Genomic DNA, 20,708 nt, shown 5'->3' with positions numbered 1-20,708 from the left:
AGGCGAGTCAACTGCGTTTTTCAAGGAATCAAATTTTAGGTATCATTGTCGTGATTTTTGGTATTAATCTATTTCTCAAAATTATTGGGATCGGAGCCGATTTGTTTTGGCCTGTGTTTTTTGCGCTTGCGGGCTATTGGCTGCACTCAAGATCCAAACGTTGGCTCGGTTCAGTTTCCTATATTTTTGCCGGCTTTCTCTTTTTAAAATTCCTGCTCAATATTACGTTTAGTCTCACAGGATATTTATTTGCGGCCTTTTTGATATATGCCGGCTATCGCTTATTGAAAAACAAACCCGTTTTTGATGTCGATAAAAAGGAAGCACCGGAGAGCGATAAGCCTTCTCTGAAAGTCAATCTTGAAAAAGAGGGCGAGCAAAAGAAAACAAAAAGCCAGACAAAGCCGCGCAAGGAGCATGACTTCTTTATCGGTGAAGTCAGACTGATGAAAAAGCCGTTTCAATTAAGTGATCTGACGATTTCAGGGTTTATCGGCGATGTCAAAATCGACTTATCAAAGGCCATCATCGCAGAAGAAGAGAGCACGATCGTAATAAGCGGGCTCATCGGGGATGTGGATATTTTCGTGCCGCAGGATATTGAAGTATGTGTGAGTGCTTCGGCTGCCATTGGTGATATGAAGATTATTGATGAAAAAAGAAGCGGATTCGGAAGTAAAGTGTATGTGATGACCGACAATTACGATGAGAGCAAACGAAAAGTGAAAATCTCCATCTCTTTACTGATCGGAGATGTGGATGTGAGATACTTATGAGGAAACTCCATCTAGGTATCCAGTGGCAATCTATTCGTCTTGGAGTAGGGATCTCGCTTGGTGTTGTCATCATGACGATGCTGCCCATGTTTTTTTATTATCAGCTTGATCCGATGATTCTCCTCTCTACCCGCTGGTTCGGCATCCCGTTTTTTTGTATTTTACTGATCATTAGTCTTGCCATTGGGGTTTCTGCCTCACATGTATTTGGCTATCAGCATAAAAAGCGTCTTGATCAGCTTGTAGAGTCGATTTTAAAGTTTGAAAATGGGAACTTTGCATACAGACTGCCGTCTCTTGGCGACGATGAAATTGGCTTAGCGGCAGACCAATTAAATGAAATGGCGAAACGAGTAGAAGGTCAAGTAGCCTCTTTGCAAAAGCTCTCGAATGAGCGGGCAGAATGGCAGGTGCAAATGAAAAAATCGGTCGTCTCCGAAGAACGTCAGCGTCTAGCACGAGAACTGCATGATGCGGTCAGCCAGCAGTTGTTTGCAATTTCAATGATGACCTCTGCGATTCTTGAAGGCATGAAGGAAAAGGATGAAAAGATTTTAAAGCAGATGCGCTTAGTCGAACGAATGGCTGGCGATGCACAGAATGAAATGCGTGCGCTTTTGCTACATCTCAGACCGATCACCCTTGAAGGAAAAGACTTGAAAAAAGGCTTGATTGAACTCCTAAATGAATTTCAAGCAAAGCAGCCGATTGATATTGATTGGGAAATAGAAGATGATGTACCGCTCTCAAAAGGAGTAGAGGATCACCTCTTCCGAATTGTACAGGAAGCCCTGTCAAATGTGTTCAGGCATGCAAAGGCGACAAAGGTGACGGTGCGTCTGCTCATTCGAAATCGGCAGGTGCAGCTGAAGATTATCGACAATGGGATCGGCTTTCAAACCGATCATGTGAAGACGGCCTCCTACGGACTGGAATCAATTCGTGAAAGAACAAGTGAAGTAGGCGGTGTCGCAGAGATTATGTCATTTGAAGGAAAAGGAACACAAATTGATGTGAAGGTTCCCATTTTTGATGAAGGAAAAGGAGAGAACGTTCGATGATTCGAGTGCTTTTAATTGACGATCACGAAATGGTGAGAATGGGGCTTGCTGCTTTTTTAGAGGCACAGGCTGATATTGAAGTCATTGGTGAAGCGTCAGATGGACAAAAAGGTGTAGAGCTAGCAGTTGAATTACGGCCAGATGTCATTTTAATGGATCTTGTCATGGAAGGCATGGATGGCATCGAAGCAACGAAAAGAATTTGTCAGGAAATTGAAGATGCTCGAATTATCGTTCTGACGAGCTTTATTGACGATGATAAAGTTTATCCAGTGATTGAGGCAGGTGCGTTAAGTTATTTATTAAAAACATCCAAGGCAGGAGAAATTGCAGATGCCATTCGGTCTGCAAGTATCGGCGAACCAAGACTAGAATCAAAAGTAGCTGGAAAGGTGATGAATAAACTTCGTCATTCCTCAAATGGATCGATCCTTCATGATGCATTAACAGCAAGGGAAATGGAAATCTTGAAGCTGATTGCCGATGGGAAATCGAATAAGGTCATCGCTGAGGAACTATTTATTACAATTAAAACAGTGAAGACACATATTACGAACATTCTTTCCAAACTCGATGTAGAAGACCGGACGCAAGCGGCTGTGTATGCGCATCGTCATAAGCTGATCCAATAAAATAAAAAAACAGCTTTCAAAAGAAAGCTGCTAGAACATGCGTAAGTTTAGTCCTTCTGTCCTGTGATCGGACGTTCGGATAGTTGATGGAGCTCAGGAACTGGAAAAGCCTCCTGCTCCTCGGCCGATTTGTCTTCTAGGGCTTTCTTCATCTCGGATAATAGCTTTACGCTCTCCTTTGCCAAAGCTGCCTTTTTCTCTTGCAAACCAATGATCTGTGAAAGTCCGACGAATATACCGCCTCCAATAAGAAGGAGCGCAGGGGTTTGTCCATAATAGATCACGATCAAAAATGTGCTCGAAAAGCTGTCGGCTTCAATGAAGAAATCTTCTTTTGATTGCATGAATACAACGACTAACAGGAGTATTCCTAGAATCAAAAATAGAATGCCGGCCGAAAGTAAAGCTCGTTTCATGATTGACACCCTTTTTTTCTTACCATTTTAACATACTCTATAAGGATTGTGTTGCGCCCTTAGTCCCGAAGTCACGGATTTTCACATTTGCTTTGTACTGAATATCTGATTCACTAAAAATCTCATCCCAATGTTTTGCATCTTTTCGAAAATCCTTCGGGTAAGCAATACTCGCCTTCTGATAGAACCCGCAAATATCAGCTTTGATCTCATGCTGTAATTCACCGATGAAATCTTTAACGCTTGTCTCTATTCGCCGCTTGACAACGCCTTCAATTTCTCTGAGATACTTTTCATTAAAAGCGTTCTCACGTTCATTCCAATCCTCAGACAATCGTCCATCAAGTTCCACTGACACATCAAATTGATATTTTCCGCTGGCTGATTTATTGGTTTTAATATGGTGCTTGAGTTTGAAAATCTCAAAAGAGTAGATGCTGTGTTCATATTCAAATTCAATGACTCCACCCAGTCCGTCTCCAGTTAACAGATTGTATGACTGTACTGCTAACGGAGAGATATTGGTGAGAAATCGCTTATTCTTAATAATAGAGGCTCCATCGATCATTAATTTTCCTTGATCGACGCTGACTTTCGGAATAGCGAAAGATACATTGTTTTGCATGGCAGAAGAAATATCTCCTAATGAGCTAGTCTTAAACATGCGAATGGTCGATTTTCTATTCTCAGAAAGATCGTATAAGGTCGTAGAGGCTGGCTGTCCGTCGTCATTGATTTTCAGCATGTCTCCAGGATTCTTAGAGGTCATAAAGACGAGGCCTCCTCTCCTCGTTTCATTGTCTCGAATGAATTGATTAATGACGAGGTCGAAATTATTCTCATTGATGAGTTCCTCAGAAAACAAAAACACCCGTAGCTGCTGTGCGAAAATGCGATGGCTTTTCAGCGCCGTTGTGCGGAATATTTGATGCACAGAATCCCCGTTTGTTTCAATGATTTTCGTAGGGTCTTTGATGTTTGATTCCTGAGAGATCTTTTGAGGAACGAGGACTTGCATAGATACCTTTAATTTATTCCCTTGGTCCCCTTTGTCTACTGCAAATCCAATCGCCATGTTAAGCTCCTCAATATTTGTGCTATCCCAGCAACCACTTAATAGAACCAGCGTCAAAAGAGCAACAGCTGCTTTCTTTTTCATGTTGTGTTCCGCCTCCTTTTGAAAAACACGATGATAAATAAGAGAAACGGGAGAATGCCGAACAGCAGGAAAAAGAGGTTGTTCACATAGGTTAAATAATTTCGCACTGTATCGACATCCTTTGGAAAAATCGCTGCAAAGTAAATGACAATTCCCATTAAAACAAGGACCACTTGTTTAGGAAACTTGGTCAGTTTAGACACCCCGATTGCAGCAAAAAATGTATATCCGACAAAGCTTGTATAAAGCTGAACCAACCAAACGATAAGCAAAAAGGAGTCAATTCGCTCAATAAAAATTCCTTGAATATCAAAAGATTGAAATAAGGCAATGGTCGGCCAAGTCAAAGTCGCTGTTTCTTTGACAGTCAGCGCACCAATCACAAGAATATAAGTGAAAATATAAATAATCGCTGGAATTAAAAAGCCGACTGTCCCATAAGCAAAGGTATGTTTTTGTGTGTTCAAATAGGCAGGCATAAACAGCATCATTTCAATGCCTACAAACGAAATGGCTGATGCGTTCAAAGATTTGAAGACAGGGGTGAATCCCTCTCCTAAAACGGGACGGAGGTTATCTAACTTAAATTCTTGAAGGCTAAGTCCGTAAGCGACAAATAAGATGATGAGCGTCACAATCAGTATAAAAGGGAAAAGCCGCGCTAAATCACCAATTCCGCCAATCACCAGATAAAACCCAACCACAATAAAGCTGATCATTGTCACAGCTACTGGCGTGTTTTGAAGCAGAAAGAATTTGACCATTTCCGACATAGCCCGTACTTCATAGCTGGCAACGCCAAGAAAATAAATAATAATCAAGAGGTTGGCAAGTGCGCCAATCCATTTTCCAAGTCCCTCATTCGTATAATCATAATATGAGGAGAAAGGTACTTTTTTCATCATCAGGACATTTGCAAAAATAAACACAATGTAAATGACACTCATGAGTAAGAGTGCAATCCAGCCGTCAGGTGTAGCCGCAGCCTGAGCCATTGAACGTGGCAGAATCATCATACTTGCGCCTAGTGTTGTATTTGCAATAATGGCACTTGCCTGATAGCTTGATATCGACTCTTTATGATTGACCATCTCGTTCTCCTTTCTGTTGATTTTTTAAGGGCAATCGAATAATGGAATTGTCCTCGTTTTTATAGCTGAACACAAAATCTGGTGAGAAATACGGTGTGCCAAAACTTTTTTGACGTGTGAGATGGGTAAGGAGTACGAGCATAAACAGCACAATCCCGTATAAACCAAAGGTAGCCGCAGCAAACATGGACACAAAACGGAGCACGCGAAAGGACATGCCCATTCCATATTGAGGAACAGTAAAGGATGCAAGTGCAATGACACTCACGATAATCACCATAATCGAGCTGACAATATGTGCCTGAACGGCAGCCTGTCCAATAACAACTCCGCCAACAAGTCCAATCGTTTGACCGAGCGGATTTGGCAGCCTTAAACCGGCTTCCCGCAGCAGTTCAATTGTGATCTCCATGATAAGCGCCTCCACAATAGGCGGAAAGGGGACATTTTCTCTCGTACTTGAGATTGAAATAGCAAGAGTTGTTGGTAAAAGCCCTTGATGGAAGGACACAAGCGCAATATAAATGGCTGATAAAAATAATGTCAGAAAGATCGAGGTGAACCGCAGCATCCGAATGAGAGAGGCAGCGATCCACCTTTCATAATAATCATCAGGTGATTGCATAATTGTGGCGAGTGAAGCAGGTACAATTAACACAAAAGGTGAGTGATCGACAAAAATGGCGACCCGGCCATTGTTTAAAGCAGACGCGACTTTATCCGGCCGTTCTGTGTTTTGAATTTGTGGAAAAGGAGAGTACACATTGTCTTCAATGAGCTCCTCAAGAACACCAGAGTCCTGTATATCATCAATGGTGACTTGCTTGAGCCGCTTTTTGACTTCCTTTAAAACAGGTACTTGTACGATACCGTCGATGTACATGATGGTCACCTGTGTGTATTTCTGTAAACCAATCTTCATATCGACGGTTTTGACATCAGGATTCTTTAAGCGCTGTCTTACAAGCGCTAAATTCGTATTTAAATCTTCAATAAAGCCAATTTTGGGTCCTCTTACGACTGTTTCAGAGGTAGAATCCCCTAAATTGCGTTTCTTCGTTCCGTTTGTTTCTAATATATAAGCATGCTGAAATCCGTTAATCAGCACCACGCAGTGACCTTCAAAAATCGCATCAATCAATTCTTCAGAGGTCTTAACCGAACGAGTGGTCATCATGAATAAATTAGATTCCAACTTTTCTTTTGTAAGAGACGCATGATCTTGGAGAAGCAGCTTTAAAAAGGTTTGAATCTCCATCTTTTTGTTCATTTCTTTTATGTATAAATAGTAAACAACTTGCCCGTGAGGCAGCGTTTTTTTCTCATGAATCAAATCGTCCATATCCTTTAACTGCGGGAGGATGACAGAGAGATTATCGTATAAGTGCTCTTTCAGTGGAGTTTGATTCAAATGGATCACCCGCCTCAAATAACTTTTTCTTAGCATTACCTGCTTGAAAAAACAATATTCTGTGTTACATTATTTTGTGGTAAAAGAAAGAATGAGGGTTTTGGAGGACACAAGATGGCACAAATTCGTTTAGCAGGAACAAAAGAGGAGATTGACCGTATTCTACAGTCGTTTGACAAGCATTATGAAGTGACATATACATCAAAAGATTACGGAAAAACGAACCCAAAATACAAATATTCGAAAGATGTCCGCGTTTATATTGAACTAAAATTAAAATAAAGATAAAATTTTAATTGAAAACGCTTAAAGGATTTTGGTTTTTTGTATAGAATAGAGTTGAGTGTATAGAAGCTATGGAGGGATACATAATGACAGAATTTAGAATCGAAAAAGATACAATGGGCGAAATCAAGGTGCCAAAGGACAAGTTCTGGGGTGCACAAACACAACGAAGCAAAGAAAATTTCAAAATCGGTTCTGAGAAAATGCCAAAGGAAGTTGTGAATGCGTTTGCAATTTTGAAACGTAGCACAGCGATTGCCAACGAACGTCTTGGCAACCTTGAGAGCGAAAAAGCAGAAGCAATTGCTGCTGTATGTGATGACATCATCAGCGGAAAGTATGACGAGCATTTCCCGCTTGTTGTATGGCAGACAGGTAGCGGGACACAAAGTAACATGAATATGAACGAAGTCGTTGCAAATAGAGCAACTGCTTACTTGAAAGATAAAAATAGTGAGTTCAGCATTCACCCGAATGATGACGTCAACCGCAGTCAAAGCTCAAATGACACATTCCCAACTGCTATGCACGTGGCAGCTGTTTTAGCTGTGTACAAAAAGTTATTGCCTGCGATTGATCAATTGAGAGCGACTCTTGATGAGAAAGCAAAAGCATATCTAGAAATTGTGAAAATTGGTCGTACGCATTTGCAAGACGCAACACCACTGACAGTAGGTCAAGAAATTAGCGGCTGGGTGTACATGCTGGACCGTTCAAAAGAAATGATTCTAGAATCAACTGAAAAAATGAGAGAGCTTGCGATTGGTGGCACAGCTGTTGGTACAGGAATTAACGCACATCCTGAGTTTGGTCAATATGTCGCTGAAGAAATCAGCAAGCTGACAGGTCAAAATTTCAATTCTTCACCAAACAAATTCCATGCGCTGACAAGCCATGATGAAATTACGTATGCACACGGTGCCCTAAAAGCACTTGCAGCTGATTTAATGAAAATTGCCAACGATGTGAGATGGCTGGCAAGTGGTCCACGCTGCGGAATTGGTGAATTGATCATTCCTGAAAATGAGCCAGGAAGCTCCATTATGCCAGGTAAAGTGAACCCAACTCAAAGTGAAGCTTTAACAATGATTGCAGCACAAATTATGGGGAATGATGCAACGATCGGTTTTGCTGCCAGCCAAGGAAATTTTGAGCTGAACGTATTTAAGCCGGTCATCATCTATAACTTCTTGCAATCAGTTGAATTACTTGCTGATGGCATGAACTCATTCCATGACAAATGTGCCATTGGAATCGAACCAAACCTAGAAACAATCGAGAAAAACTTGAACAATTCATTGATGCTTGTGACGGCACTTAACCCGCACATCGGATATGAAAATGCAGCGAAAATTGCAAAGCTTGCTCACAAAGAAGGTTTAACGTTAAAAGAAGCAGCACTTCAATTAGAGCTGTTAACAGAAGAGCAGTTTGAAGAGTTTGTGAAACCAGAAGAAATGGTGACACCGAAAGCAAAATAAGAAACCAGGGGCGGCTGCCCCTGGTTTTTTTCATTGAATGTGATGTGAACAAAAATGAAACCCAAGGAATGCCTTGGGTTCTACAAATGGTCCTCTTTCAAAATACGCAAAAGTGATTCGGAGTGGGTTCGGAGCGGTGTGTATAATTTCAATTGATGCAGCATGCCTTTCACGATGACTTGTCTAGGTTTCTGTTTGTTTAATTCATTTTCTAAAATGCCAAGTGCTTCAAATAAATCAGGCTCGTCTTTCACTTCATAGTGTGCCTCAGCCTGCTCTCTTAGTTCTTTTAAAAGAGATTCTGTCAGCGGGTCGAATGACCGTTCATAAATAGGACCAAACCAATCGCTCGCTTGATCTACAGAGATGAGCGGAAGATCATGTCGCTCCATCATACCGCCCATCAAATCATCAATACGGTGAATCATCGTTGCGGCTAGCTCCTCAGCCTCCAGCTGAAAATCATATAAAATCGCAAGCTCGAAATATACATGGCTCATGCCCTCAATCGTCAAACAAAGATCAGCCATATAAGGAATCGCTGCATCTCCATATACTTGCTTAATGTTATCAATGTGAAGCTGAATGGTGGCAAGTCTGATTTGTTTTGCGAGCTGCTGCGTATCTTCATTCATTGGCAATGCTCGATCACTTAGCTGCATTTTAATAAAATCCTTTTGCTGCAAAATATTATCGTAGTAGACAGTGAGCTGTTTACGGTAGGCTTCCTTTGGTGTGCCGCCCTCTGTTTGAACCTCATGAATCCGGGTAAATACCTTATCATAATAGTAATGTAAGATTGAAATGAGCAGTGCTTCCTTTGATTTAAAATAAAGATAAAAAGCACCCTTTGACATGTGGCATTCATCCGCAATTTCCTGAACAGACGTTGTATTGTAGCCTTTGCTGGCAAACAATTTCATACCAGCCTCAATGATCATTTTCTCTTTCTTTTTCAATATGAATGTCATCCTTTCTTACCGAGAGACAAATGTCTTAGGAAACGTGAGCAAAGAGATGTGACTTATCGGTCATAAACGACGAAAGTTTTCAAAAATTAATCAGATTGTAACTTGTTTTTTACAGTGTAATTCTTTATATTATAAAGTAAGGTGACCAACTGGTCAAAATATGTGAAAGGATGATGTTCCATGAGAGAAATCGATGATATGATAAGACGCTTGCGAACAAAAGGAATTCAAGTAGAAAAAGTCAAAATGCCGAAAGAGACAACCATTGAAAAGAAATGGATGTATCAAGCTGGCAAGAAAATTAAAGCCACATACCGTGATTTTAATGGGTATTCATTCATCTAAAAAAGACTGCGGTCAAAAACCTACAGTCTCTTCTTTGGAACCGTGATCGTATAACGTACACCTAGTTCATCATTTTCAATAGATATAGACGCTTGATGCATGGAGAGAATTTTTTTGACAATGCTTAATCCAATACCGAATTCGCCCTTTTTTCCCTTACTAAAAGGTTCGTATAGGTTGGATAGCATATGTTCTTCAATTGGAGGACCGTCATTACGAATGACAATGCGTATTTGATCCTCTTCCTGTTTCATATGAATATCAATTTTACTTTTTGCGTAGCGAAGTTGATTTTCTAGTACATTCTCAAATAATTTGCTCCATTGTTCTGGATCGCCTTCAAGAGCAGCCTCATCATCTAAGTCCACGTTCCACTGCAATTCATTTTTCGACCAGCGTATCCGGTCGACCACTTCCAGCATCGTATTACTGAGTAGGAAGGAAGCATGTGCAGGGTGTTGATTTGATAAATAATCAAGCTTTGTTAAGTACAGCAAATCCTTGATTTTCTTCTCAAGCTTTTCCGCTTCACCTTCAATGACTTCCACCGTTTGTTCAAGATCTCCCTTAGGAAAAATACCATCTTTAATTGACTGCGTATAGCCGCGGATGACCATGACAGGTGTCTTTAAGTCATGTGATATATTTTGCAAAAGAGTCCGTTCTGTTTCATCCTTTTGAATGAGTTTTTGTCTCATTTCTTCAATGGTGTGACCAAGCTTTCCGATCTCATCTTGCCGGTCAACGATGACAGGATCGTCCCAGTCCTCTTGTGCAATCCGCTTCACGTGCTTTTCAAATGCAACGATTGGACGGGATAAGTAGCGGGCAAGCCAAATCGATGGAATCCAGCTTAATAAAATAACGGTGCCCAAGATAAAGATCAGCTGTTTAAACAGCGTAAAGGACAGGTCATCTCGATAAGAGTCTGGCGCATAAGACAAAAGAATATATTGGGTATTGCCTGTTGATACTTTTTTGATGACAAAAAAGATGTGCTGGCCATTCACCTCTTCAGAATAGCGTTTCGTTGCGCTTTTTTGTTTTTTCACAAAGGCTTGGATTTTCTCAATAAAAGCGTGCGGGAAAAACTGCGTCATTTGGTTTAATTCATCTGACGGAATCAGAATGTGCTGCACCGAGCGGTTTTCCGGTGTCGACTTTGGCGAGCCGTCTCGGTTCAACGGATATTCTGTGAGCACCTGTTGTTCATTTTCGATATTTTTATAAATTTCATTCGTGAAAAAGTTACGTAATGTATTGGAAAATAGAATGATCAGGACAATCGAGATGGTGAGTAAAATACCAGAGATGACGATCCAAATTTGAAAAGCGAGTGGTTTGTTCTTCATCCTTTTAGCATCCTATAGCCAAATCCATAGATGGTCTCGACCTTTAAGTCGGGCATTTTTTTGCGCAATCGTCTGACAAGGTCATCCACCACACGATCTGTCCCAAAGTAATCGTGTCCCCAAATTTTGACGAGAATATCTTCACGAGAAAAAGCATGTCCTTGATGATGTGTAAATAAAAGCAGCAAGTCAAATTCCTTAGAAGTTAAGTTAATAAGCTGATCTTCTTCATACACCTCTCTTACATCCTCATGAATGACATAAGAGGAAACGGGTGTAACACTTTGCTGCTGCGGAGTATCGCTGTTTTTATACACAAGCTCAAGCAGCTTTTGCACCCGAATGATCAGCTCGCGCGGAAGAAATGGTTTCGCAATATAATCACTGCTTCCCAGCTCTAAACCGAGGACACGATCAATATCAGCGTCGCGTGCTGAAATGAAAATGACCGGTACGTCAGGTGATGCGGCTTTGATTTCTTTAATCAGTGTGTAGCCATCTGTATCAGGCAGCATGATATCTAAAATCCATAGATGCGGCGGCTTATTCATTGCTTCGCGTGCCGCTTCTCCGGTTAAAAAAGAGGAGACATTCCAATTTTCACTTTCTAAATATTTGGTTAAAAGTTCGTTTAAGTTTTGTTCATCTTCCACTAAATAAATGGTGTACGACAAAGTCTTCCACATCCTCTCAACGTCATTATAACGGGATATAAAGGCGGCATGTCAACAATCTCATGCATTTTTCACAATTTCACATATTCTTCTCATTATTATCCCATAATGTTTGTTTATGATAAGCTCAAGGGAAAAAAGGGCATAGACAAAAGGCAGATCAATAGGTGCTTTTCACGAATGTGCGCACCTTGCTTTTTTTCTATGAATAAGTATTATATAATTTGACTTATTGTCATGTAGTATCTTCAATGATGTTGCCATTAAGAGGACATGAGTCCTATCTACACATATGAATCAAGCAAGTCATGAACATGATGTAAAGGAGTGTAAGCGATGGATTTTCGAAGAGAAGATGAAGAGAAGAATTTGAATCAAGAAGAAGATGTACATCAAGAGAATGAGAAACAAATAGACGAACCTGAAAAAGAAAAGGAAGTCGTTTTTCAACCTCATGAAAACGAAGCTTCTGCCACTCAGGAGAGTGTGACAAACCATTCTCCTCAAATGGGGGATGACCGTGCGTCGAAAAAGGAGAAAAAGCGGAAAGCAGCATGGCTCAGTCCGATCCTTGGCGGAATTATTGGCGGCGGCCTTGTGCTTGGCATTACACCGCTTTTGCCGCAGTCACAGGACACAGCAGCAAACAATCAAACGCAAACAGCGTCAAGTGAACCAGCGGCCTCTGAAAATTTCTCAACAAAACAAATCACCAATGCCACAAATGTTTCTGATATGGTAGAAGATTTAGAGCCAACCATTGTGGGAGTCTCAAACTATCAATCTACCCAAAATTCGTTTGGCCTTAGCGGTGATTCAACAGAAGCTGAAGCTGGAACGGGTTCTGGTGTCATCTTTAAAAAGGATGGGAAAAAAGCGTACATTATTACAAATAACCACGTAGTCGAGGGTGCCAATAAATTGAAGGTCACACTTTATGACGGAAAAACAAAAGACGCGAAGCTCGTCGGCAGTGACGTGATGACAGATTTAGCGGTTGTAGAAATCAATGCAGACGGCATTGATAAAGTGGCGAGCTTTGGTGATTCTTCTAAGCTTCGTGCTGGAGACAAAGTGATCGCAATTGGAAACCCGCTTGGTGCCCAGTTCTCTGGTACTGTAACAGAAGGGATTATTAGTGGTCTTGATCGTACAGTTGAAGCGAACACGTCATCTGGTACGGTGGAAATGAATGTACTGCAAACAGATGCAGCGATCAATCCAGGAAACAGCGGTGGACCGCTTATCAATACAGATGGTCAAGTCATCGGTATCAACAGCTTAAAAATTAGCGAAAGCGGTGTCGAATCACTCGGCTTTGCGATTCCAAGTAACGATGTCAAACCGATAGTAGATGAGCTGTTGAAAAACGGAAAGGTTGAACGTCCTTACCTTGGCGTACAAATGATTGATCTTGAGCAAGTGCCTGAAACATATCAAGAAAATACGCTCGGCCTATTTGATAAACAAATCGGCAAAGGGATTTACGTAAAGGATGTATCAAAAGGATCACCTGCACAAAAAGCAGGCTTGAAGTCTGGAGATGTCATCATTAAGTTTAAAGGGAAAAACGTGGCGAACAGCTCTCAGCTGAAAGAAATTTTGTACAAAGAAACAAAAGTCGGCGATAAAACAACAATGACTGTCATTCGTGAAGGGAAAAACAAAAATCTAGACATTACCCTTGGACAGTCTGAAACTGAATAAATGAAAAAACAGGTGGACGTTAAAGGTCTACCTGTTTTTTATGCTTATTTTTTTGAAGAGAGTGTACGTAATATGATCTTTTCCCACATGCTCCAAGGCAGAAGCTGCTTTGCGGTAAATGAAAGTCGCACTCCTTTCCCAATCGGATATCTCAGCTTTTTCAGCCGCTTCTTCTCAGCTAATCGAATCACAAGGTCTGCGACTTCACGCGGGTCCCCGTAGTTTGATTTCTGGGCATTGATATGAGCCATCATCTTTTGATAAATGTGTATGTATTTCGAGCCTTCCTCTGGCTGCAACATGTGCTCGTTCATAGACGTGTTCCAAATATTCGTTTGGAAAGAGCCTGGCTCGATCAAGGCTGCCTGTATACCGAACGAGGCTAGTTCAATGCGCAAGCTCTCTGTGTAGCCCTCTAAAGCAAACTTGGAAGATACATAAGGAGAAAGTGCGGGCATTCCCATTAATCCGCTGATGCTGCTCATATTGAATATCTTTGCACCATTTGTCATAAACGGAAGGACGGCTTGTGTCACTTCCATGACTCCGAAAACATTGACATCAAATTGCTGGCGGTACGTGTCAACAGGAACCTCTTCAGCAAAACCCGCATAGGCTGTTCCTGCATTGTTGACAAGCAGGGTAATAGGGGCGTAAGCATGTAGTTTTTTCTGAAATGCTTGAATCGACTGCGTGTCTGTCACATCTAATGCTTCAATATGTATCGCTTCGGATAACGAGACTTGCTCGATTTCTTCAGCAAGCTTTTTCGCATTGGCTTCCTGCCTGACGCCTGCAATCACTGTATAGCCTTGCTTGGCGAGACCTATCGTGATGAGCTTGCCAAAGCCGCTATTGGCACCAGTTACAATGGCTGTCCTTTTCATCATCTCGTACCTCCTTTTTGTTTCAATTTACCATAGCCCGCTCTTTTATTGAATAACGAAAAGAAGGATGGAGAAGAATAAAAAGCGATGATAAGAAATAGGAGGAAGCACATGATGTGTTGGAAGAAGGCGGGACAAATAGGAGTGCTGCTTTTTATGCTGTCTGGCTGCCAATCAATCGAGCCGCTCCAGCAAACAAAGGAAGCAGAAGCAGAGAGTCTTTCAGCGGTTCAAATGAAGGAACTTCCATTTGAGCATCTCCACCTGCATGTTCAATACGGGCAGAAAAGCGAATTATACGAAGCCACCTATCGTCAGGCGAAAGGCAAAGAAGAAGCACTTATTCGTGATCATATGAACGGTGTCCGCTATGAAGGTGAAGAAGCATTACGGGAGATGAAGATGAAGCTAAATGATATGTCTATTCCTAGTGCGAAGATCAATGAAACGTATGTAAATGAGCTATTAGCTGCTTTTAATTTAGACGATGATTATCAGCGAATTCAGGTCGATATTAAGCTTGAAGATGGGACCAAACGTACATTCCAAAAGAAGAAGTAAAACGGAACTTTCTCATTTTTTAATTGAAAATGATTTTCAAGATCACTTAAATCTGATACACTAAATTGAGATAAGTGATCTTTTGCGTCTATATATAGACGATATTTCATATAAAAAATTTGCATGAGAAAAGGAGCGTTTGAGCGGAATGAGTGCCATTTCTACTGAAGGTTTAAGCTTAGGCTACGGAGAAACAATGATCATAGATGAACTAAATGTATCAATCCCTAAGGGTGAAATCACAGTATTTATTGGCAGCAATGGATGCGGTAAATCCACGCTACTTCGCTCTTTGGCCCGTCTCATGAAGCCAATGGGTGGTTCTGTCCTGCTTGAAGGTCATTCCATTGCCAAATTACCAACAAAGGAAGTAGCGAAACAGCTCGCCATTCTTCCGCAAGGACCAGAAGCGCCAGAAGGATTAACTGTGCATCAATTAGTGAAGCAAGGCAGATATCCTTATCAAAATTGGCTGAAGCAGTGGTCAAAGCAGGACGAGGAAGCAGTGAATCGTGCACTGAAGTCAACGAAGATGGAAGACCTTGCTGATCGAACGGTCGATTCATTATCAGGTGGACAAAGGCAGCGTGCATGGATTGCGATGACGTTAGCGCAGGAAACGGATATCATTTTGTTAGATGAGCCGACGACATATTTAGACATGACGCATCAAATTGAAATTCTCGACCTTCTGTTTGACTTAAATGAAAAAGAGCAGCGCACGATCGTCATGGTTCTTCATGACCTGAATCTCGCATGCCGATATGCTCATCACCTTGTAGCGATTAAAGACAAGACGATTTATGCAGAAGGAAGACCAGAAACGGTCATTAATTGTGATCTTGTGAAAAATGTCTTTGATATGAACTGCCAAGTGACAACAGATCCTTTATTCGGAACGCCATTATGTATTCCGCATGGCAGAGGACGCTGTATTGTGCAGCAAGCGCAAGCGGAGACATTTCTCGCTGCAAGATAATCGTATGTCAAAAGCCTGACATCTGTTACGTACAGAGTCAGGCTTTTTTCTGAAAAAAGGAGCGGAAGATCAAAATGGGAAATGAACTAGACGAAAAGCTTGAAGGCTTGCTTGAGAAATATACAGAGCTGCTGCTCGGTGAATCAACAGACGAGCTGAAAGAAGATGTGAAACAGTGGGTCATCTATTCTCATATTGCAAAAAGTATGCCGCCTCTAGCAAAGCACTTTAATGAAACGTATCCAGAGGCTAAGGAAGAAATCAAAGAAACCATTCAGCGGATCAAACAAATGAACGAAGCTCATCGATCCAATCAAGACCGCTAAAAAAACTGCCAGCTCCATACTGGCAGTTTTTCTTTATGACATCTGTGATGGTCCGTATGGAGATTGTTCTGTCAGTGTTTGCTGAAATTTCTGGTGTGCCTGCTGAAGCTTTTGCTGCTCAGCGGCTTCAACTGAATACCACCCATATCGGAACATGACATCATATAAATGTCTTTGTGTTTTCTGAGTTTCTAGCGCGATTCGCTGAATATCCTGATAAAGAGATTCATGACTGAATTCATTGAGCGCTGTGTTGTATCCGCTTGTCATATATTTTTCAGTCGACAAGAGATCTGTGACAAAATCACGATCATTCATGTTTGTTGATGTGGGAACCGGGGTTTGAGGATTCCCGATTTTTTGTTGGTTTTGCTGTTCCATGTTTTTTCCTCCTATTGCATAAAGCCAGTAGACTGGCCTTGCCCTGAGCTGCCTAAATGCTGAAGAATTTGTGTGTAATGCTGATGGTGCATTTGGCCCACTTGATTTAATTCTTGTTTCAATGTTTGGTCCTGGCAATGCTCGGCCATAAAGTGAGCCTTTTTCATAGCGATCAAGTTCCAATTCAGCATATCCTCTAAGTACAAGGAATCCTTCACTGAAATGACTTGCGGGGGCATATTCATTTGCTGATTGTTCAAGGTGTGTTCCTCCTTACGATTTTGTTTCCTTACTGATTCTTTTTATATTGCTGATTTTGACTAGTCTTTTTGCCGCCTAGGTCTGCTTCCTGTGATGGACCTGCGTTTCCTTTTACACTTGCAGCACTTACGCCTGCTTTCGATGGGTTTTTCTTCAAACGAGACATGTGGACATCACCTCCATTCTTACAATGCCCTCTCGTCTTTAATTCATACGCCGCAAAGTAAGGCACATGAGAATGTGTAAATTTTTGAAATCCGTACTTGAACTGTTTCGGAAAATCTTTTAAGATAAAGAAAGAGGCATTGCTTTTTTTTGGACAAAAAATGAATGACTGTTCATTCAAAATGTTTAGGGGGATATTTATGGGCAAACATATTCGCAAGGCGGCTGTCATTGGTTCAGGTGTCATGGGCTCAGGCATTGCTGCGCATCTAGCCAATATCGGGATACCAGTAACATTGCTAGATATTGTGCCAAACGAACTGACAAAGGAAGAAACGGCAAAAAAGCGAACGCTTGATCACCCTAGTGTTCGGAATAGATTAAGTCAAGAAGCGATGAAAAAATTGTTAAAGCAAAAGCCAGCACCTCTTACTTCAGCAAAAAACCTTTCATACATCACACCAGGAAATCTCACAGATCACCTTTCCTTATTACAAGATGCTGACTGGATCATTGAAGTCGTCACTGAAAAGCTCAGCATCAAAAAGCACGTATTCTCGCTCATCGACGAACACCGCAAAGAAGGCAGCATCGTATCAAGTAACACATCGGGAATTTCGGTTGAAAAAATGGCAGAAGGCCGATCAGAGGATTTTAAACGCCACTTTTTAGGCACACATTTTTTTAACCCCGCTCGTTATTTAAAGCTTTTAGAAATCATTCCTATTCAAGAAACAGATCCAGAAGTACTCCAATTTATGAAAACGTTTGGCGAGGATGTACTTGGTAAAGGCGTCGTGGAAGCGAAAGATACGCCGAACTTTATTGCCAATCGTATTGGTACTTATGGACTCCTTGTGACAGTGCGTGAAATGCTTGAAAACAAATACACCATTGGAGAGGTGGATTCAGTCACAGGACCCCTCATTGGAAGACCGAAAAGTGCGACCTTCCGTACACTTGATGTCGTAGGACTCGACACGTTTTTCCATGTAGCCCGCAACGTATATGACCAAGTAGAAGGTAAAGAAAAAGATATTTTCCAGCTTCCTGAGTTTATTGAAAGAATGCTTGAAAAGGGATGGATTGGCAGCAAGGCAGGGCAAGGGTTTTATCAAAAGAATGGAAAGGCCATTTTAGAACTTGATCCTGTGACGCTCACATATGGAGAACGAACGAAGCTGAAAGATCTAGGCATTGAGATGGCGAAGCAGCAAAAGGGAACGAAAGCGAAATTGAAAGCGCTTATTTATCAAGATGGGCGTGCAGGACAATTGCTCTGGAACATGACGGCACCTGTGCTCCTTTATTCGGCTCAGTTAACAGGCGAAATTGCGGATGACATTCAGTCCATCGATAACGCAATGAAATGGGGGTTTGGCTGGCAGCACGGTCCATTTGAGCTATGGGATGCAATCGGTGTGAAAAAAGCAGTCGAGCGCATGGAAGCAGAAGGTCACAGCATCCCGCAGTGGGTGCAAGACATGCTTTCAGAAGGACACGATACATTCTATCAAGAGAATGCTGATGGAGAGCGTGCGTTTTATCATAATGGGACTTATGAACAGGAAAAAGGAAACGAAAAGAATATTTCCTTAGCGAGATTGAAAAAGAAGCACGGCGTTATTTTTAAAAATGCTGGTGCGAGCTTGATCGATATCGGTGATGATGTCGCCTTGCTCGAATTTCACTCCAAAAGCAATGCCATTGGACTAGATGTCATTGACATGATCAATCGCGCTGTCGATGAGGTGGAACAAAATTATAGAGGGCTTGTCATCGGAAACCAAGGCAAGAACTTCTGTGTTGGTGCCAACCTTGCTTTGATTTTAATGGAAGCTCAGGACGATAATTTCTTTGAAATTGACTTTGTGATCCGCCGCTTCCAGCAGGCAATGATGAAGGTGAAATATAGCGACCGTCCAATCGTTGCTGCACCGTTTGGTATGACACTCGGAGGCGGAACAGAGGTTTGTCTGCCGGCAGCAGCTATTCAGGCGTCGAGTGAAGCATACATGGGTCTTGTCGAAGCGGGAGTTGGACTGATTCCAGGCGGCGGTGGAAACAAAGAATTATACCTTCGCCATCTACAAGGATCAGCGAAGCCATCGCAGACCGCTATACAAGACGCCACGATGAAAACATTTGAAACAATTGCAATGGCGAAAGTATCCACTTCGGCAGAGGAAGCGCGGGATATGAACATGCTTCGCGCGAGTGACCGAATCAGTATGAACGGAGATCACTTGATCTATGATGCGAAACAACTTGTGCTCTCTCTTGATGAAGCGGGTTATCGTGCGCCGCTCAAGCAAAAGGTGCCCGTCATGGGCGAAACAGGCTATGCAGCAATGATATTGGCGGCTGAAAATATGAGATTGTCTGGATACATTTCAGAGCATGACATGACCATTGTTAAAAAATTAGCTCATGTTATTTCCGGCGGAAAACTGCCATTTGGAACAGAAGTAGAGGAGCAATACTTATTAGAGCTTGAAAGGGAAGCCTTTTTAAGTCTTGTAGGAGAAGTGAAATCACAAGCACGCATGCAGCACATGCTCGTCAAAGGAAAACCTTTACGTAACTAAGGGGGAGTCAAAATGAGAGAAGCAGTCATTGTCGCTGGCGCGAGAACACCAGTAGGGAAGGCGAAAAAAGGATCGTTAAAACATGTTCGACCTGATGATATGGGCGCATTGTGTGTAAAAGAAACATTAAAGCGTGCCGGTGATTACGACGGACAGATAGATGATTTGATTATCGGATGTGCAACACCAGAAGCAGAGCAGGGGTTAAATGTGGCTCGGAATATTGGAGCATTAGCAGGGCTTCCGTATACAGTCCCTGCCATCACCATTAACCGCTACTGCTCATCTGGTCTTCAATCCATCGCTTATGCGGGTGAACGAATCATGCTCGGTCAGGCAGAAACAATCTTAGCTGGTGGCGTCGAATCGATGTCACAGGTGCCGATGATGGGTCACTCCATTCGTCCGAATGCTCATTTGGCAGAACAAGCGCCTGAATACTACATGAGCATGGGACACACGGCAGAGCAGGTGGCGCAAAAGTATCAGGTCACACGTCAAGATCAGGACGCCTTTGCGGTAAGAAGTCATCAAAAGGCAGCCAAAGCATTACAGGAAGGAAAGTTTTCAGATGAAATTGTCTCCGTTGATGTAACAGAGCGGCGGGTAGGAGAGCAATATCAATTAGAAGAACATCAATTCACGTTCTCACAGGATGAAGGCGTAAGAGCAGGGACAACGGAGGAGATTCTTTCGACTTTGCGTCCGGCTTTTTCAACAAAGGGGACGGTAACCGCAGGAAACTCTTCACAAACAAGTGACGGCGCTGCGTGTGTGATGATGATGGATCGTGAGAAAGCATCCTCACTTTCCCTTCAGCCACTCGCCAAGTTCCGGGCGTTTGCTGTTGGCGGTGTACCGCCTGAGGTGATGGGAATCGGTCCAATTGAAGCCATTCCGCGTGCGCTGAAAATCGCTGGACTTGAGCTGAAAGATATCGGGCTGTTTGAATTAAACGAAGCGTTTGCCTCTCAGGCCATTCAAGTCATTCGTCATTTAGGGATTGATGAAGAGAAAGTGAATGTGAATGGCGGGGCAATCGCGCTAGGACATCCGCTCGGCTGTACAGGAACGAAACTGACACTGTCACTTATTCATGAAATGAAACGTCGAAACGAGCAATTTGGTATCGTCACAATGTGTATCGGCGGGGGCATGGGAGCAGCAGGAATTTTTGAATTGATCTAAAGGGGGAAATC

Annotated in this window: 23 protein-coding genes; 12 read left to right on the top strand and 11 right to left on the bottom strand. The window is 42.1% G+C overall.

From position 1 onward, the window contains the following. Positions 1-11: 11 nt before the first annotated feature. From liaF to MHI16_RS15355, 3 genes are read left to right on the top strand one after another with little or no spacing between them, the layout of a single operon-like run. Complete coding sequence (gene liaF, locus MHI16_RS15365; RefSeq protein WP_034620120.1) at positions 12-776, top strand: cell wall-active antibiotics response protein LiaF; 765 nt, start codon at positions 12-14, stop codon at positions 774-776. Further along, positions 773-1,837, top strand: coding sequence for a two-component system sensor histidine kinase LiaS (liaS, locus tag MHI16_RS15360; RefSeq protein ID WP_058013713.1), 1,065 nt, complete (start codon positions 773-775; stop codon positions 1,835-1,837). Before liaF ends, liaS begins: the two co-directional genes overlap by 4 nt. Beyond that, positions 1,834-2,469 carry a response regulator transcription factor gene (locus tag MHI16_RS15355; RefSeq protein ID WP_003213157.1) on the top strand — a complete coding sequence of 212 codons (636 nt, stop codon included), beginning with the start codon at positions 1,834-1,836 and terminating at the stop codon, positions 2,467-2,469. The genes liaS and MHI16_RS15355 overlap by 4 nt, the downstream gene beginning before the upstream one ends. A gap of 47 nt (positions 2,470-2,516) precedes the next feature. Here the strand turns inward: MHI16_RS15355 and MHI16_RS15350 are convergent, their stop codons facing one another. Genes MHI16_RS15350 through MHI16_RS15335 form a run of 4 tightly spaced genes read right to left on the bottom strand, consistent with a single transcriptional unit; the run spans position 2,517 to position 6,546 of the window. Then, positions 2,517-2,885, bottom strand: coding sequence for a hypothetical protein (locus MHI16_RS15350; protein WP_012011213.1), 369 nt, complete (start codon positions 2,883-2,885; stop codon positions 2,517-2,519). Between the two features lie 37 nt (positions 2,886-2,922). After that, positions 2,923-4,044 (bottom strand): Ger(x)C family spore germination protein, encoded by a 1,122-nt coding sequence (locus tag MHI16_RS15345; RefSeq protein WP_058013714.1) that lies wholly within the window; start codon positions 4,042-4,044, stop codon positions 2,923-2,925. Continuing rightward, entirely contained in the window at positions 4,041-5,135 is a 1,095-nt protein-coding gene (locus MHI16_RS15340) for an endospore germination permease (RefSeq protein WP_061409565.1), read from the bottom strand. Before MHI16_RS15340 ends, MHI16_RS15345 begins: the two co-directional genes overlap by 4 nt. After that, positions 5,122-6,546: a spore germination protein gene (locus MHI16_RS15335; RefSeq protein ID WP_061409563.1), complete on the bottom strand. Its 1,425-nt coding sequence runs from the start codon at positions 6,544-6,546 to the stop codon at positions 5,122-5,124. The genes MHI16_RS15340 and MHI16_RS15335 overlap by 14 nt, the downstream gene beginning before the upstream one ends. Positions 6,547-6,660: 114 nt before the next feature. Here MHI16_RS15335 and MHI16_RS15330 point away from each other — a divergent pair, with 114 nt between their 5' ends. Together MHI16_RS15330 and fumC are read left to right on the top strand one after the other, a co-directional pair. Then, the gene (locus MHI16_RS15330) at positions 6,661-6,828 is read left to right on the top strand and encodes a YvzF family protein (protein ID WP_003213147.1); all 168 of its coding nucleotides are present in this window, start codon (positions 6,661-6,663) and stop codon (positions 6,826-6,828) included. Between the two features lie 89 nt (positions 6,829-6,917). Continuing rightward, positions 6,918-8,312 carry a class II fumarate hydratase gene (fumC, locus tag MHI16_RS15325; RefSeq protein ID WP_061409561.1) on the top strand — a complete coding sequence of 465 codons (1,395 nt, stop codon included), beginning with the start codon at positions 6,918-6,920 and terminating at the stop codon, positions 8,310-8,312. Between the two features lie 80 nt (positions 8,313-8,392). On the opposite strand, the gene MHI16_RS15320 is transcribed toward fumC, so the two are convergent. Then, on the bottom strand, positions 8,393-9,271 hold the full coding sequence (locus MHI16_RS15320; protein ID WP_058013718.1) for a TetR/AcrR family transcriptional regulator: 879 nt from the start codon (positions 9,269-9,271) through the stop codon (positions 8,393-8,395). Between the two features lie 192 nt (positions 9,272-9,463). Here MHI16_RS15320 and spxO point away from each other — a divergent pair, with 192 nt between their 5' ends. After that, positions 9,464-9,628: an anti-adapter protein SpxO gene (gene spxO, locus MHI16_RS15315; protein ID WP_003212782.1), complete on the top strand. Its 165-nt coding sequence runs from the start codon at positions 9,464-9,466 to the stop codon at positions 9,626-9,628. 20 nt (positions 9,629-9,648) lie between these two features. On the opposite strand, the gene MHI16_RS15310 is transcribed toward spxO, so the two are convergent. Further along, positions 9,649-10,980 carry a HAMP domain-containing sensor histidine kinase gene (locus MHI16_RS15310; RefSeq protein WP_058013719.1) on the bottom strand — a complete coding sequence of 444 codons (1,332 nt, stop codon included), beginning with the start codon at positions 10,978-10,980 and terminating at the stop codon, positions 9,649-9,651. Further along, the gene (locus tag MHI16_RS15305; protein ID WP_058013720.1) at positions 10,977-11,654 is read right to left on the bottom strand and encodes a response regulator transcription factor; all 678 of its coding nucleotides are present in this window, start codon (positions 11,652-11,654) and stop codon (positions 10,977-10,979) included. Before MHI16_RS15305 ends, MHI16_RS15310 begins: the two co-directional genes overlap by 4 nt. A 336-nt stretch (positions 11,655-11,990) precedes the next feature. On the opposite strand from MHI16_RS15305, the gene MHI16_RS15300 reads away from it, so the two are divergent. Continuing rightward, positions 11,991-13,361 carry a trypsin-like peptidase domain-containing protein gene (locus MHI16_RS15300; protein WP_061409559.1) on the top strand — a complete coding sequence of 457 codons (1,371 nt, stop codon included), beginning with the start codon at positions 11,991-11,993 and terminating at the stop codon, positions 13,359-13,361. A gap of 44 nt (positions 13,362-13,405) precedes the next feature. On the opposite strand, the gene MHI16_RS15295 is transcribed toward MHI16_RS15300, so the two are convergent. Then, complete coding sequence (locus MHI16_RS15295) at positions 13,406-14,251, bottom strand: oxidoreductase (RefSeq protein WP_061409557.1); 846 nt, start codon at positions 14,249-14,251, stop codon at positions 13,406-13,408. A gap of 111 nt (positions 14,252-14,362) precedes the next feature. Between MHI16_RS15295 and MHI16_RS15290 the strand changes: the two genes are divergently transcribed. The 3 genes from MHI16_RS15290 to MHI16_RS15280 all read left to right on the top strand — a co-directional run bounded on the left by MHI16_RS15290 (position 14,363) and on the right by MHI16_RS15280 (position 16,114). After that, positions 14,363-14,809: a YusW family protein gene (locus MHI16_RS15290; RefSeq protein ID WP_186306811.1), complete on the top strand. Its 447-nt coding sequence runs from the start codon at positions 14,363-14,365 to the stop codon at positions 14,807-14,809. A 148-nt stretch (positions 14,810-14,957) separates the two neighbouring features. Then, positions 14,958-15,788, top strand: a complete 831-nt coding sequence (locus MHI16_RS15285) for an ABC transporter ATP-binding protein (protein WP_003213584.1) — start codon at positions 14,958-14,960, stop codon at positions 15,786-15,788. Positions 15,789-15,862: 74 nt separating this feature from the next. Further along, positions 15,863-16,114: a YusU family protein gene (locus tag MHI16_RS15280; protein ID WP_061409554.1), complete on the top strand. Its 252-nt coding sequence runs from the start codon at positions 15,863-15,865 to the stop codon at positions 16,112-16,114. A 33-nt stretch (positions 16,115-16,147) separates the two neighbouring features. Here MHI16_RS15280 and MHI16_RS15275 read toward each other — a convergent pair whose 3' ends face one another. The 3 genes from MHI16_RS15275 to MHI16_RS15265 are packed head-to-tail and all read right to left on the bottom strand — an operon-like array spanning position 16,148 to position 16,922. After that, positions 16,148-16,495, bottom strand: coding sequence for a spore coat protein (locus tag MHI16_RS15275; RefSeq protein ID WP_268466662.1), 348 nt, complete (start codon positions 16,493-16,495; stop codon positions 16,148-16,150). A gap of 11 nt (positions 16,496-16,506) precedes the next feature. Next, a complete protein-coding gene (locus tag MHI16_RS15270) occupies positions 16,507-16,740 on the bottom strand; it encodes a hypothetical protein (protein WP_223250686.1) in 234 nt (77 codons plus the stop codon). A gap of 44 nt (positions 16,741-16,784) precedes the next feature. Next, entirely contained in the window at positions 16,785-16,922 is a 138-nt protein-coding gene (locus tag MHI16_RS15265; RefSeq protein WP_003212904.1) for a YuzL family protein, read from the bottom strand. Positions 16,923-17,121: 199 nt separating this feature from the next. Here MHI16_RS15265 and MHI16_RS15260 point away from each other — a divergent pair, with 199 nt between their 5' ends. Beyond that, positions 17,122-19,509: a 3-hydroxyacyl-CoA dehydrogenase/enoyl-CoA hydratase family protein gene (locus MHI16_RS15260; protein WP_061409552.1), complete on the top strand. Its 2,388-nt coding sequence runs from the start codon at positions 17,122-17,124 to the stop codon at positions 19,507-19,509. A gap of 12 nt (positions 19,510-19,521) precedes the next feature. After that, complete coding sequence (locus MHI16_RS15255; protein WP_058013726.1) at positions 19,522-20,697, top strand: acetyl-CoA C-acetyltransferase; 1,176 nt, start codon at positions 19,522-19,524, stop codon at positions 20,695-20,697. Positions 20,698-20,708 lie beyond the last annotated feature (11 nt).

It is taken from the genome of Bacillus sp. FSL K6-0923 (assembly GCF_038630825.1).
Lineage (GTDB): Bacteria > Bacillota > Bacilli > Bacillales > Bacillaceae > Bacillus > Bacillus pumilus.
The sequence above is the reverse complement of the archived record's forward strand: the minus strand, read 5'-3'. Positions and strand labels throughout refer to the sequence as shown.